Genomic DNA, 14,306 nt, shown 5'->3' with positions numbered 1-14,306 from the left:
CCGTACACGCGAGGTACAGCCGCCGGCCGACAACGCAACGCCGCTCCGGACCCGTCCGGCCGGCGGCTGTACCTCGCGTGTACGGGGCCTGTACGTCGCCCGCCGTATCGTTCCGCCGTCCAGCCGCCGAGGACGAGGAAATCGGAGCGACGTCGATGTCGGGACAGCCAGAACGCGGGCACGACGGGGGAGCGGGCCGTTCGGCGGACCTCTTCGCCGTCAGGTCGGGAGAGGTCGAGCAGGCGGAGGTCGAGTCGCTGCGCGACGGGCTGTCGCCCCGCCTCACCGGGGTCAGCCCGGCGCACGTCCAGCGGCTCGCCGGTCTCACCGACGACCTTCCGCCGATCGTGGTGCACCGGTCGTCGCGACGGGTGATCGACGGTTCGCACCGGCTCGCGGCCGTCCGCGCCCGAGGCGAACGGACCGTGCCTGTCGTGTACTTCGACGGCTCGGACGCGGACGCCTTCGTGGCGGCGGTGCGGCTCAACGCCGCACACGGCATGCCGCTGCCGGCGCAGGACCGCGCCGCGGCGGCGCGGCGCATCCTCGCCACCCATCCACACTGGTCGGACCGGTGGATCGCCTCGGTGTGCCGGGTGGCCCCGCGGACCGTCGCCGCCCTGCGGCGGGGTTCAACCGACGACGATGGTCGGCTGAACGCCCGGCTGGGGCGCGACGGCCGCTCCCACCCGATCTCCGCGGCGGCCGGCCGGCGGCTGGCCGCGGAGATCATGCGGCGGCATCCCGACGTCAGCCTGCGCGAGGTGGCGCGGCGCACCGGCATCTCCGTGGGGACGGCGTTCGACGTGCGCCGCAAGCTCGCCGCGGGCGACGCCGCCGACGCGCATCCGGCGCCGACCGCCGCACCGGTGGGACCCGCGCGCCCGGGAACCGAGCCGGCCTCCGCCGTCCGGGAACGGCTGGCGGTGCTCGCGCGGGACCCGTCGCTGCGCTACACGGACCAGGGCCGGGCGCTGCTCCGGCTGGCGTCCGCGACGCTCGCCTTCGCCCCCCGGGCGGAACTCATCGCCGAGGCGGTGCCGGGCCACTGCCGCGGCTCCCTGCACGCCGTCGCGGTGGCCTGCGCCGGAAGCTGGCGGGCGTTCGCCGAGCACCTCGCCGATCAGGAGCGTACGGCGCATGCGGGATGACCGGGTGGCGCCGGCGCCCCGGCAGTGGACGAGCCTGCACGTGTTCCACGACGGCGACCTCGACATCGTCGTCACCGACCTGGTCGCGGCGCTGCGGACCCGGCTCGACGCGGAACATGCCTCGGTCGGGACGTTCTTCCTGCGGTACTGGGAGGGCGGACCGCACCTGCGGATCCGGATCCTCCCCAGGTCCGGGCGGGAGGACGACGTGCGCGCCATCGTCGAGCACCAGGCCGCGGCCTTCCTCGTCCGCCGTCCGGCCCCGGCGCTGCTCACCCAGGAGGAGTACGCCCGGTACGCGCCGGGTCTGGCGGTGGCGGAGGGCATGGCCGACTACGAGCGGATCCGTCGGCCGAACAACTCCTTCGCGCACGTGCCGTACCGGCCCGAGACGAACCGGTACGGCACGGGTGCCTCGTTGCACGCCGCCGAGGACCACTTCGTCACGTGCAGCGACACCGTCCTGCGGCTGCTGGCCGCCGGCGCGACCGCGAACCAGCGCACCACGGCGGCGTTCGCGGTGCTGGCGCTGAGCAGGTGGCTCTGTCCCACGGTCGCTCCGCTGCCGGCGGACGGCGTCGCCGCGACGGCCGCCAGCGGCGGCACCCCGTCGAGCGCCGCGGCGGAGCGCTACCACCGGCAGCGGCACGTGCTGGGTGAACTGGTCGACCGGATGCGGCTGCTCGCCCAGGCGCCGACCGACAGGCCGACCGGCACCCTCGGCACGTGGGCCGGGGCGATCGCCACCCTGGCCGCGCGGATCGGGGACCCGGCCCTCCGGTGGCGCGTCGTCGACACCTGCGCCCACCTGACCTGCAACCGCCTCGGCGTGGCCGTGGCCGGGGAGCGGGAGCTGCGGCATCTCGTCGACCGCGCGTTCGCCGACCGCACGACCCAGGGGAGACCGGCGTGACCGCGACGTCGTGGCAGAGCATCCACGTGCACCACCACGGGACGGCGACCGACCGGCTGATCGTCGAGGCCGTCCGGCCCCTGTCCCGCGAGCTCGCCGTCCACGGCCACCGCAGCTGGTTCACCCGGCACTGGCGCCGGGGGCCGCACGTCCGGCTGCACGTCGACGCCGACGACCGGGCCCTGCGCGAGGTCGTCGTCCCGCTCACCGCGTCGGTGCTCGAGCCGTACCTGCCGGGGCTGCCGACGGGCGAGGTCGACGTCGAGGCGGTGCTGCCCCTGCACCGCCGGCTGGCCCGGCTCGAACTGGAGGACGGTCCACTGACGCCGTGGCGTCCCGACAACTCGTGGCACGTCGACCGCTACGACGACCGGGTGGCGGTGCACGGCACCGCCGAGGCGTCGGCGTTGACGGCGGACTTCCTGACCGACACGAACGACCACGCCTTCGCGGTGCTCGCCGACGTGGTGGCCGGCGGGAACCTGCACGCGGCGGTCTTCGACACCATGGTCGCGCTGATCAGGCCCGGGATCGACGGCCCCGGAGCGGGACACCTCAGCTACCGTTCCCACGCCGAGGCGCACCTGGCCCAGGCCCCCGACGGCGAGCGACGGCGCCGGGCGTGGGACGCGCACCACCGGGCGAACGCGGCGGCGCTGGAGGCCCGCCTCGCCGCCGTCCTGGCCGGGGGCGACGCGTCGGCCCCGTACGGCCCGGCGTCGTTCGTCGCGGTGCTGGAGCGCTACCAGGCGCGGGGCCGCAGGCTGCACGAGCGGGGCCTGCTGCCGCTCGGCGTAGGCGTGGACGGCAGTGCAACGACCGACGAGGTGCGGACCCGGTTCCGTGAGCTCAGCCCGTTCCACCGCGCCCTCGCCGAGAACGAGCACTGGCTCACCGTGGTGCGGCCGTCCGTGGAGTTCGCGCTCTTCCGGCTCTCGCTGAACCTGATGTACCTGCAGTTCACCAGGATGGGACTGAGTCCCGAGAACCGCTACTTCCTCTGCCACCTGGTCGCCGGCGCGGCGGAGGCCCGGGCCGGCCGCACCGCCGTGGACGTGGTCCCGGCGCTGGGCGCACCGGCGTGAGCCAGGACCGGTGGGAGACGCTGCGGCTGCGCGCCGGGGTGTCCGTGGTGCATACCGCCGCAGGCACGCACCTGGTCGGGCCGCCCGACCACGAGCCGGTGACCGCGCAGGAGGTCGTTGTGGTGCGCGCGCTGGCGGCGGCGGAGCAGCGGGCCGACGCGCTCGCCCCGTCCGCCGCCCCGCTGCTCGCCCGGCTGCGCCGCGGGGGCTGGCTGCGGGTGACGGCCCACGGCCCCGGCGGCCCCGTGCACACCCTGGACCCGCGGCAGCGCCCCGACCGGCCGGAGCCGGACGGCGTGCCGCCGGGGCTGCGGCTGTCCCGGTTCACCTCGATCGTCGCCGCGCCCGACGGCGGGCTGCGGGTCACCTCGCCCCGCGCGTGGGCCGAGGTGCTCGTGCGCGAGCCGGCGACGGCCGCCGTGCTGGCCCACCCCGCGACGGAGCGGCCCGCACCCGGCGTGGACGCCGCCGCGTGGCAGCGGTTGCGGCGCGACCTGTGCTGGGCCGGTCTCGCGGTGACCGGCGACGAGGACCATGACTTCCACGTCCGGCAGTGGTCGCCGGTGGACCTGGAGTTCCACCGGCGCAGCCGGGGCATCGGCGTCGGGCAGCGCTACGGGGCCACCTACTGGGGCCGGGCGTACGCGCCGCCGCCGGCTGGCCGGCCCCCCGCGCGCCGGCCCGTCGTCGCGCTGCCCCGCCCCGACCTGGACCGGCTGCGGCGCGACGACCCGACCCTGACGGCCGTCCTGGAGGCGCGCCGCTCCGCGCGGGAACACCACGACGGGCGGCCGATCACCCTCGACCAGCTCGGCGAGTTCCTGTTCCGCTGCGCGCGGACCGTCCTCGTGGGTGACCTGGACGGCGTGGAGCTGCGCGCCCGCCCGTACCCCAGCGGTGGTGGCCTGCACGAGCTGGAGGTGTACGTGGTCGCCGACCGGGTGGCGGGGTTGGCGGCGGGCACCTACCACTACGACGGGCACGACCACGCGCTCGGCCTGGTCCGGCCGCCCGACGGCGCCTCCCGCCGGCTGCTGCACGCGGCCCGGGACAGCGCCGGGGCGGAGCGCACCCCGCAGGCGCTGCTCGTCGTCACCGCCCGGTTCGGCCGGCTGATGTGGAAGTACGAGGGCCTGGCGTACGCGCTCGCGCTCAAGAACCTCGGCGTGCTCGTCCAGACGATGTACCTCGCGGCGACCGCCATGGGGCTCGGCGGCTGCGCCCTCGGCGCCGGTGCGCCGCACGCCTTCACCCACCTCACCGGCGTCGACCCGCTCGTCGAGGACGTCGTCGGCGAATTCACCCTGGGCACCGTCGCCCAGTCACCGCGATAGGAGCCCGTGTGCGGAAACTACGGCTACGCGACCACGTCTACGTGGCACCGACCCCCTCCGGGGCGCACATCCTGACGCTGGACGGACCGGTCTCGCTGACCGGCCCGTCCGTCGCCCGCTGGATCGAGGCGCTGGCGCCCCGGCTGGACGGGCGGTTCTCCGTCGAGGAGATCACCTCGGGGCTGCCCGAGGCGCACGCCGCGATGGCGACGTCGCTGATCACCCGCCTGCGCGAGGCCGGCGTGGTCCGAGAGGTGCCGGACGGCGACGCCCGGGCGATCGCGGACCCGCCGAGCGCCGACGTCGCCGAGCTGTCCTACCTGGATGCCCACGGCGTACCCGCCGAGGCCGCGCTCACCCGGTTCCGTCGGCTCGCCGTCGTGGTGGTCGCCGACGACGACTGGTCGACGGCGGTCGCGGACGCGCTGCGCCGCTGCGGCGCCGCCGACGTGCGCACGCACCCCGCCGCCGACCCGCCCGCCGACGACCTTCCGGTCGACCTGCTGCTGCACGTGACCGGCGCCGCCGACGGGGAGAGCCACCGGCGGATCGAGCGGCTGGCCCGGCGGCGGGGCGCGGCCGCCGCGTACGCCCTGCTCGACGGGGCGGACGTGTGGCTGACGCCGGTGCTGCCGCCCGGCTCCGGCGGGGACGCCGCCCCGGCGCCGTCCTCGCTGCTGGCCCGGCTGCCCGAGGCCCCGCAGACGGCGGCCCCGATCGCCGAGGTGCACCGGACGGTGGCGGTCGCCCAACTCGTCCGCGCCGCGTTCGGGTGGGCCACCGACACCGGCGCACCGCGGCGGGCCGGGAAGCTCACCCGGCTCGGCCCCGACCTGGCCACCCGCCGGCTGCACTGCCTGCCGCACCCGTTCTGCGCCCCCGTCGCCGCGCCCGACCCCGACGGCTTCCTCGCCCGGGTCGCCGCGCTGCGCGGGTCGCCGGCCGTCGCCGACCGTGACTTCTCCACGTCCGCCGTGCGCGCGGCCGACGACACCCTCGGCCCCTTCCGGTACCTGTCCGACGACGCCGTCGCGCAGAGCCCGCTCACGGTCGCGCGGGCGCAGGCCCGCGACCCGCTGGCCCGGGGACTGGGATGCGACGCCGCCGGCGCGGCGGTCCGCGCCGTGGCCTTCGACTATCCGACCGCCCGCGTCGAGGCGGCCCGGCGCGCCCTGACCCGGTACGCCGGCCTGATGGTCGACCCGCGCCGGCTGGTCGACGGGGCCGGCCGCCCGCTCGCGCCCGGCGACGCCGAGGCGGACGACCTGCACCGGCTGCTCCGCGCGGGGCTGCCGGACGGCCACGTGTACGGGCTCGACCTCGCCAGCGGGGCCGTGCTGCCGGTGCCCGTCGCCACGGTCTTCACCCGGCTGGCGGGCGCCGTGGCGGCACCGGTCGGGCTCGGCGAGGGCTTCGGGCCCTCGTGGGACGCGGCGGTCGCCCGCGGCCTGGCCAGCCACTGGTCGTACGACCCCGCGCTGATCGCCGACGCGGCGGGGCGTCCCGTCCGGGTCGAGGCGACGGACCTCGACGACGTCGGCCGACGGTGCCTCACGCTCCTGGCGGAGTTCGGTGAGGTGCCGCAGGTGCACGACCACGGCGGTCGGCACGGCGTCAGCGTCCTCTCCTTCCGGCGCGACGGCGTCACAGTGGCCCGCACCAGCGGCGCCGGGGTGGACGCCTGGCGGCGAGGGCTGCTGGAGGTGACGTTCGTGGTGCAGCGACTGGTCCACGGTGGCGGCTACCGGCCACCGGCCGCCGCCGCGACCCGCGCGGGGACGCCGGCGCCGGTGGACGCCGGGTTCGACGTCGCCGCCGCCGTGGCCGGCCTCGCCGCGACCGGACGACGCGCGGTCGTCGTGCCGCTCGACCACGACCCGGCGGTCGCCGCGATCGCCGCCAACCCGTTGAAGGTGGTGATCGTCAATGGCTGACCGGACGACGGTGTCGGTGCTCGGTGCCGGGCTGATCGCGGAGGCGGTCGCCGCCGGCGCCGGGGTGACGCCCCGGGTGGCCGGACCGGACGAGAGGCTGCCGGCCGGGCCGGTCGTCGTCACCGCGGACGGCTGGGTGCCCCTGGTCACCGACGAGCTGCGGCGGCGGGCGTCCGGACCGGTCCTGCCGGTCCGGGCCGAGCTGGACCGGCTCGTCATCGGGCCGTGGGAGGTCGCCGGGGAACGGGGCTGCGCCCGCTGCGCCGAGCGGCGTCGAGGGCTGGCCAACCCCACGCAGCGCGGCGAGAGCGAGGTCCGGAACCGGCACGCCGCGCGGCTGGCCGAGCCGTCCCCGCTGCTCACCCGCGAGGCCGCCACCGTGGCGGCGGCGCTGGTCGCCGACGACCTGCGCGCCCACGCCGAGGGGCGGGTGCCGCGCAGCCGCGCCGCGATCGTGGAGGTCGACCTGCGCGAGCTGACGGTCACGGTGCACCGGATGCTGCCGTACCCCCGGTGCGAGGTGTGCGGGCCGGAGTGGGTCGACGAGCCGGACCACGCGCTCGCCGACCGGCGGGTGATCCCGACCCACCGGCCGGGCAGCCCCCGGGGTCGCGACCTCGTCGCCGAGCTGGACGCCCTGGTGGACACCTACGTCGACCCGCGTACCGGGATCGTGCGCAAGCTCGCCGACCACACCCTCGGCGGGCAGATCGTCACCGTGGCGGAGCTGGCGGGCAGCGTCGGCGAACGTAACGGCTACGGACGGGCGCCGCAACGCCGGGCGAGCCGGACCACCGCCCTGCTGGAGGCACTGGAACGCTTCTCGGCCGTGCCGGGGGACCGCCGGTCGGTCACGGTGGGCTCGTACCACGACCTCGCGGACCGGGCGCTGGACCCGCGCACCCTCGGGTTGCACCCGGCCGAGGCGTACGCCGAACCCGATGTCGTGTTCGAGCCCTTCGACCCGGATCGCGCCTACCGCTGGACCTGGGGCTGGTCGTTCCTGCGGCAGAGTCCCCTGCTCGTCCCCGAGACGCTCGCCTACTACGGCAACTACCCGCACGGGCCGGACGGCCACGGCTTCGTCTACGAGATCTCCAACGGCTGCGCCCTGGGCAGCAGCCTGGAGGAGGCCGTCCTCTACGGGACGCTGGAGGTCGCCGAGCGCGACGCCTTCCTGCTGGCCTGGTACGCGCGGCTGCCCCTGCCCGAGATGGACCTCGGCACGCTGGACGTCGAGGCGGCGTTGCAGGTGGCGTCGCTGCGGGCGGAGACCGGCTACCGGATCCGGCTGTTCGACATGACGGCCGAGCAGGGCATCCCGGCGGTGTGGGCGCTGGCCACCGCCCCGGCCGGGTCCGCCGGCGCGGCGCTGGTCTGCACGGCGGGCGCCCACGTGAGCGGCGAACGGGCGACCCGGGCCGCGCTGGCGGAGCTCGGCGGCACCCTGATCGGGGCCGTGCGGCAGTCCGCCGACCCGGACGTCCTGGCGCGGGCGGCCCGCATGGTCGACGACCCCTCGGCGGTGCGGGAGATGGAGGACCACCAGGTGCTCTACTACGACCCGCGGGCCGCATCGCGGCTGTCGTTCCTCACCGGACGTACGCCCACTCGGGGCATCGGCGCGGTCGGCGTCGACACCGGCGACTTCGCCCACGACGACATCGGGGCGTTGACGCGCGCCGTCGTCGACCGGTACGTCCGGCTCGGGATGGACGTGGTCGTCTTCGACCAGACGCCGGAGGAGTTGCGGCACACGGGCCTGCACGCGGCGAAGGTCCTCGTCCCGGGCACGCTGTCGATGACCTTCGGCCACCGCTACCGCCGGACGGACCTGCCGCGCCTGCGGGAGGCCCGCCGCCGGTGGGGGCTCACGGACAAGCTCCTCGCCGACGCCGACATCAACCCGCATCCGCACCCCTTTCCCTGACGGCCGGAATCACCCTGGAAGGGCTCCCATTCGATATCGGGGGCCCTTTCTTCGGCGTGCCCGGCGGTTTCCTTCCGGCGTTCAACGCGCGCATGGACGACCGTGAGATCGGCTGCCAGGATGTGCGCACCGGAATCCGCTACGGATTCCCGGAAGTGGGAAAGGAGAATGAAATGGCGATGAATGAGCACTCGCCGGAGTTCGCGATCAGCGACCTGCCGGTGGACGTCTTCGAACTGTCGACCGCCGGGCTGGAGGTCGAGTCGCTGACCGCCGGTCACGGCATGGTGGAGCACGGCGGATCGAACGCGTGCAACTCCATGGTGCTGGCGTGCAGCTGCGGGCAGTGCGCGTGCAGCTCGGGCTCGTGTCACGAGGTCTGGTGACGGCATCGCGTCGACGCGTCGCCGGCGGTACACCGACAGACCGCCGGTGACGCGCTGAGGCGGGTCCGGTCGGGCGGGAGTTTCGCTCGGCCGGACCCGTTCCGCCGGTGCCCGCCGGGGGTGTTCAACACCGTTGCTGGACGCCCCGGAGGGTTCGTGTCACCCTCGCCGGGCCGGGGCCCGTCGTGGCCGGAAAAAAATAGGTGGAGGCAAGATGAAGAAAGAGATGAGCGGCCCGAATTTCGCGATCAGCGACCTGCCGGTCGACGTCTTCGAACTGTCGATCGAGGGGCTGGAGGTGGAATCCCTGACCGCCGGGCACGGTATGCCCGAGCACGGCGCCTCCGGGCACCTTTCCCCGGTCGTCTCGGGATGCAGTTGCGGTTCCGCGTGCTACTTCCACTACTGATGACGGCACGTATCGCGGCGGCCCCTCGCCGGCCCGGAGCCATTCCCGGCACCGTTCGGCGGGAGTCGCGGTGAGCCGGCGCGCGGCGTCGGTGCCGGCGCGGACGCCCGCGGTCCTGCGCCGCGCCGCGCTGCCGGTCGCCGTCCTCGACGCGTTGCGGTTCCCCCGCACGGCGCGGGGGGTCGACGAGGCCGTACGACTGCGGGCCGACATCGCCCGGCGGGGCCGGGACCTCGCCGACGCGCTGCACGCGATGGTCGGTCGGCTTCCGGCCGGGTCCCCCCTGCGACCGCGGATCGTCGGCCTGCGCCGCGCCCTGCACGCCGGCCGGCGCCCGGCCGGCCGGGAGTGGACGCCCGAGGTCGCCGGCCACCTGCCGGCGGCACTCGCGGAGGCGGTCTCGCGCTGGTCGGTCGACCTCGTGGCGGTCGGGGCCGCCGAGGAGGCCGTCGACGGGCTCCTCGCCGCCGAGCACGAGCAGCGGCGGGCCGTCCTGGTGAAGGCCGCCACCGACCCGAGCTTCCGGGTCGCGCTCGGGGGCACGAGCCCGACCCTCGCCGCCGAGCTGGAGAAGTGGATCGGTCAGCCGCACCGGATCCCCCGGGCCAGGACCACGCTGAGCGTCGCCCGCTACCTGGCCCGCGCGTCGGCGAAGACCAGCCCGCTCAGTGCCTTCCTGACCAGCGGGCCGGTCGAGTGGGTCCCGTACGGTCCCGCACTGGCCGTCCGGCCGGGAGCCGGTCGCGGCGCGTTCGAGTTGTCCTACGCCCACCTGCGCGAGGAGATCGCCCACCTCGTCGTCGGGCACCCCGCCGTGCGGGACGAGGCGCCACTGACGCTCAACCCGACCGCCCACGTCGCCGACGAGCACGTCCTCTACCTCCCCTCCGCAGGCTCGGAGGCACTCTGCGCCGTGCCCGCCCGCCCGTCGGTGCGGGGACTGTTCTCGTTGCTCGGCCCCGAACCGCACGGGCTGCCCCGCAGGGAGCTGCGGAACCGCCTCGCCGGTGGCGACGCCCGCCTGCACGAGCAGGTCGACACCTTCCTCGACCACCTGTTCCGCAACGGCCTCGTCGTGCGGGCCCTGCCGGTCGCGCGCATCGAGGACGTGCCCGCCGCGCCGGCCGACTGGCTCGCCGACCGCCTCGCCGGCCGCGCCGCCGGCGAGCATGCCGGCGCCACGGACGAGCATGCCGGCGCCGCCCTGGCCGCCGACCTGACCGCCCTCACCGAGGCCTTGTCGGTACGGCCGTCCGCCGACGACCCGGTGGCCTACGGTGACCACCGCGCCGGGCTGGTCGCCCGGGTGCACGGGCTCACGGCGCACGTTGGCGCGGACGACCGGCGCCGGGCGGTGTTCACCAGTGTCGCCGGCCTCCACGTGCGCGACACGGTCGTCTCGGCGGAGCCGCTGGGGACCTGTTCCGTCGCCGCCTGGCAACCCGTCCTCGACGACCTCGACGCGCTGCGGCGGTGGCTCGCCCCCTGGTCGCCCCTGCTCCCGGTCAGGCTGGCGCTCACCGAGATCCTCGGTGACCGCGTCGCCGCCCGGGGAGCCGTGCCGGTGCTCGAGGTCTACCGCGAATTCCAGGCGGCCCTCGGCGCCGACGGTGAGGCCGGCGGGGAGCTGCGTCGCTGGCTCGCCCCGACGATGCCCTCCTGGCGGGGGGAGAGCCCGTTCGCGTCGGTGCGACGCCTGGGTGGCGTGCTGCGCTCCGCCGCCGGTGCCCTCGCCCCCTTCCCGCTGGCGTCCGGCGAGCCGGGCGTGGCCCGGACGCAGGTGGACGTCGAGCCGCGGGTGCTGCGGGAGGCCGCTGCGGCCTACCCCGCCTGGGTTCCGCCACTGCGCTCGATCGGCGTGCTGCTCCAGCCCACAGGCGAGGACGCCGGCGGACCCAGGGCGGTGGTCAACTCGGTCCGGACGGGCTTCGGTTCGCTGCGGGCCCGCATCGATCACCTCGCCGGTGTGCCCGGGGCGGGGCTGATCGCCGACGAGGGCAGCGGCCCGATCTACGCCGGCCTGCGCAACCGGTTCGGGATGTCGATCAACGACCACCGTCCCCGGCTGCCGTACGAGATCGTCGACGTCCCGTACCTGCCGCCCGGGCCGGGCGCGCCCCGACGGCTGGCGGTCGGTGACCTGGTCGTGCGGCACGAGGAGGAGACCGGGCTGCTCGCGCTCTGGTCGGTGGCGCACCGGCGCTTCGTGCGCGTCGTGCACACCGGCATGGGGGCCTCGGCCTACCTGCCGATGTTCGCCCAACTGCTGACGACGCTCTCCGGCGAGCTTCCGTCGCACCTGCCCGTGCCGCCGGTCGCCGGGGTGCGGACCGTGGACACCGGGGACGGGCGGCGGGACTGGCCCCGGCTCGTCGCGGGCCGGCTCACCCTCCGCCGCTCCCGGATCCATCTGGCCGCCGCCCGCGTACCCGTGCCGCAGGCCCACGAGAGCGACGGCCGCTTCCTGCTGCGGCTGGCGGAGTGGCGGCGGGCGGAGCAGCTGCCCCGGCGGGTCTTCTTCCGGGTCTCCCGCGACGACTCCGGCGTCGAGCCCCTCCCGCCGGTCGGACCGGCCGGGGCCTACTGGGCGGGAAACAAGTGGCACAAGCCGATCTATCTCGACTTCGACAGCTGGTTCCTGGTCCAGGGTCTCGTCGCCGCGGTCCGTCGGCCCGGTACCACCGGGATCTCCTTCGACGAGGCGCTGCCCGACCCGCTGGCGCCGGGCACCGGCCCGGAGCATCACGTCAGCGAGTTGGTCCTCGACGTCGCCGGCGCGGACTGACGAGGGCTCGTCCCGGCGCGGAGACGACGGTGGGGAGGGACGGTGATCCGTCCCTCCCCACCGTCGACCGTGCCGCTCAGGACAGGAACTTGTCCAGGGCGGCCTCGATGCTGCCGGAGTCCGGCGCCGCGTGCGACTTCATGGTGGTCTTGTTGTACGAGATGAAGCTCGGGCAGCGCGCCGCGGGGGCGCTGACGGTGCCGCCGTCGCCGATCTTCTCGCCGGTCTTCGCGGCGTAGAAGGTCAGGGTGTAGCGCGACGAGATGTAGTCGATGGTGACCTGCTTGCCGGCGCTGTCCTTGTACTGGCACTTCTTCGGCGCGCCCTCGCTGCCCTCGACGAACTTGAGGCAGCCGACCACGGACACCGTCTGGAAGTCGGCGCTCTTGGCGTAGTAAGGCTTGTTCGAGGCGACCGACTTCGACGACCAGAAGTTCGGCCGGTCGGGGTTGTTCGAGAACGTGTACGCCTTGGCGCCGGACGGGCCGTTGTAGGTGGCCGCGTTCAGGATCTGGCCGCCGTCGCAGACGTTGGACAGGTCGCTGGAGTAGCGGGCGGTGACCGCGTTGTTGTTCGGCTCCTGCGTCTCCTGCTGCCCGGGGGTGGGGGAGGCGTCCGTGCCCGGCGTGCTGCTGGTGCCGGCGTCGGGGCTGGGGCCGCCGGTCGCGACGATGGTGGGCTCGTCGTCGTCACCGTTGACCAGGACGAGGCCGATGCCGGCGCCGCAGATGGCGAGCACGAGGACCACCGCGCCGGCGACCAGTCCGATGACCAGGCCCTTGTTCGACTTCTTCGGCGGCGGGAAGGGAGCGCCGAACTGCGGCGCCTGCGCTGGCTGCCCGTAACCCGGGTACCCGCCCTGCTGCGGGGCCGGCGGCCCGCTCCAGGGGGTGACGTTCGGGTCCGGCTGCTGCCCTCCGTACGGAGGGTAACTGTCGCTCATGTGAAGCCCTTATCGCTGTCGACGTGTGCCCAGGCACGGGATCAGGGATCAGGGTAGTGAGCGCCGCAAACCGTGACGATGGGCGGCTGAATTCGATAGAGGCACAGTTCGGTACCGACGGCGTCACGCGTGACTCTACGTACGAGTTACGGGCCAGTACGTGGCGAGATGCCCACAGATCCGGGGGTCGCGGACCGTGTGGATCCGGGCCGCCGGAAGGGAATTCCGTTGTGCGGCCCCGGGTGCGGCCCGATGGGCGGGTCCAAGCCGGTGGTGTGACCAACATCACTCATTCGTGAGCCGAGATGTAGCCGACATTCCGCTAGGAAGACCGCGACCGCCGGCCCGGACGCCTGCTCTGGGCGTCCGGGCCGACCGCGCCGGTGCCGTGCTGGTGAGGGGCGGATGTCAGGCGGGCGCGCAGGTCACCGTCGTCGTGGCGGCGCCCCCGGTGGTGCTGCCGAGGAAGCCGAAGGTGGCCTGCGCGCCGGGGGCGAGGGCGCCGTTCCAGTCCACGTGGCGGGCGGTGACCTCGGCCCCGTTCTGCGTCAGCCGGGTGTTCCAGGACTGGCTGATCCGCTGGCCGTCGGTGAACGCGAAACGGACGGTCCATCCGGAGATCGGCGCGGCACCGGAGTTGCGTACCGTCACCTCGCCCTGGAAGCCGCCCTGCCACTGGCCCGCCACCCGATAGCTCGCGGCGCAGCCGTCAGCCGGGCCGGTGGGCGTCGGCGTCGGGCTGGCGGTGGGCGTCGGCGTGGGGCTGGCGGTGGGGGTCGGAGTGACGCCGCCCAGCGCCGCGGCCAGGGCCGGGTACCAGCGGTCGGCCATCTTCTGGTCGCCGGCCGCGTTCGGGTGCACGCCGTCGTAGGTGTCGGTGGCCGTGCTGAACCCGGTCCACTGGTCGACCACCACCACCGGCGAGGCGGGGGTGCCGGTCGCCGCCGCCCAGCCGTCGATCGCGCCGTTGAGGGCCGTCACCCGCTGGCCGCACTCCGGGCACGTGGGCGGCGCCATGGGGATGATCTTCGCGACGAGGACCCGCATCGCCGGGTTGCTGGCCCGCATCTGGTCCACCAGCCTGCCGTACGCGGCGAGGATCGTGGCCGGCGGGATGTTGCTCCACACGTCGTTGGTGCCGAAGTGCATCAGGACGATGTCGGGCCGGGTGGCGGCGAGCCAGCCCGGCAGCAGGTTCTGGTTGGCCACGTTGGTCACCAGGTAGCCGCCGTGCCCCTCGTTGTCGCCGTCGTGGGGCTGGCCGCAGCCCTGCGGGCCGAGCGTCCCGACGAAGTCGACGTCGGTGTGGCCGGTGGCCTGGAGGCGGTTCCAGAGCACGGAGCGCCAGCAGCCGGGGGACCCGGTGATCGAGTCGCCCAGCGGCATCACCCGTACGGGCGCGGCGACCGCCGGCAGCGCGGGGGAGGGGGCGGTGA

Annotated in this window: 11 protein-coding genes; 9 read left to right on the top strand and 2 right to left on the bottom strand. The window is 75.3% G+C overall.

The features are described 5' to 3' along the window. Positions 1-155: 155 nt before the first annotated feature. From F6X68_RS22450 to F6X68_RS22410, 9 genes are all read left to right on the top strand, one after another. On the top strand, positions 156-1,151 hold the full coding sequence (locus tag F6X68_RS22450) for a ParB/RepB/Spo0J family partition protein (RefSeq protein WP_151456134.1): 996 nt from the start codon (positions 156-158) through the stop codon (positions 1,149-1,151). After that, on the top strand, positions 1,141-2,064 hold the full coding sequence (locus F6X68_RS22445; protein WP_151456133.1) for a thiopeptide-type bacteriocin biosynthesis protein: 924 nt from the start codon (positions 1,141-1,143) through the stop codon (positions 2,062-2,064). Before F6X68_RS22450 ends, F6X68_RS22445 begins: the two co-directional genes overlap by 11 nt. Further along, complete coding sequence (locus tag F6X68_RS22440) at positions 2,061-3,149, top strand: thiopeptide maturation pyridine synthase (RefSeq protein ID WP_192581499.1); 1,089 nt, start codon at positions 2,061-2,063, stop codon at positions 3,147-3,149. Before F6X68_RS22445 ends, F6X68_RS22440 begins: the two co-directional genes overlap by 4 nt. Continuing rightward, positions 3,146-4,483, top strand: coding sequence for a SagB family peptide dehydrogenase (locus F6X68_RS22435; RefSeq protein ID WP_192581498.1), 1,338 nt, complete (start codon positions 3,146-3,148; stop codon positions 4,481-4,483). Before F6X68_RS22440 ends, F6X68_RS22435 begins: the two co-directional genes overlap by 4 nt. Positions 4,484-4,491: 8 nt before the next feature. Further along, positions 4,492-6,417: a hypothetical protein gene (locus tag F6X68_RS22430; RefSeq protein WP_151456130.1), complete on the top strand. Its 1,926-nt coding sequence runs from the start codon at positions 4,492-4,494 to the stop codon at positions 6,415-6,417. Continuing rightward, positions 6,410-8,347 carry a TOMM precursor leader peptide-binding protein gene (locus tag F6X68_RS22425; protein WP_151456129.1) on the top strand — a complete coding sequence of 646 codons (1,938 nt, stop codon included), beginning with the start codon at positions 6,410-6,412 and terminating at the stop codon, positions 8,345-8,347. The genes F6X68_RS22430 and F6X68_RS22425 overlap by 8 nt, the downstream gene beginning before the upstream one ends. A gap of 173 nt (positions 8,348-8,520) precedes the next feature. After that, a complete protein-coding gene (locus F6X68_RS22420) occupies positions 8,521-8,733 on the top strand; it encodes a thiomuracin/GE37468 family thiazolyl RiPP peptide (protein WP_192581497.1) in 213 nt (70 codons plus the stop codon). Between the two features lie 226 nt (positions 8,734-8,959). Next, positions 8,960-9,142 carry a thiomuracin/GE37468 family thiazolyl RiPP peptide gene (locus tag F6X68_RS22415; protein WP_225852362.1) on the top strand — a complete coding sequence of 61 codons (183 nt, stop codon included), beginning with the start codon at positions 8,960-8,962 and terminating at the stop codon, positions 9,140-9,142. A gap of 70 nt (positions 9,143-9,212) precedes the next feature. Further along, complete coding sequence (locus F6X68_RS22410; protein ID WP_151456126.1) at positions 9,213-11,927, top strand: hypothetical protein; 2,715 nt, start codon at positions 9,213-9,215, stop codon at positions 11,925-11,927. 76 nt (positions 11,928-12,003) lie between these two features. On the opposite strand, the gene F6X68_RS22405 is transcribed toward F6X68_RS22410, so the two are convergent. Then, positions 12,004-12,870: a hypothetical protein gene (locus tag F6X68_RS22405; protein ID WP_151456125.1), complete on the bottom strand. Its 867-nt coding sequence runs from the start codon at positions 12,868-12,870 to the stop codon at positions 12,004-12,006. Positions 12,871-13,278: 408 nt separating this feature from the next. Further along, on the bottom strand, positions 13,279-14,306 hold a 1,028-nt coding region (locus tag F6X68_RS22400; RefSeq protein ID WP_370518974.1), incomplete at its 5' end, for a cellulose binding domain-containing protein.

Source organism: Micromonospora sp. AMSO12t (genome assembly GCF_008806585.1).
In the GTDB taxonomy this organism is placed as follows: Bacteria; Actinomycetota; Actinomycetes; order Mycobacteriales; family Micromonosporaceae; genus Micromonospora; species Micromonospora reichwaldensis.
The sequence above is the reverse complement of the archived record's forward strand: the minus strand, read 5'-3'. Positions and strand labels throughout refer to the sequence as shown.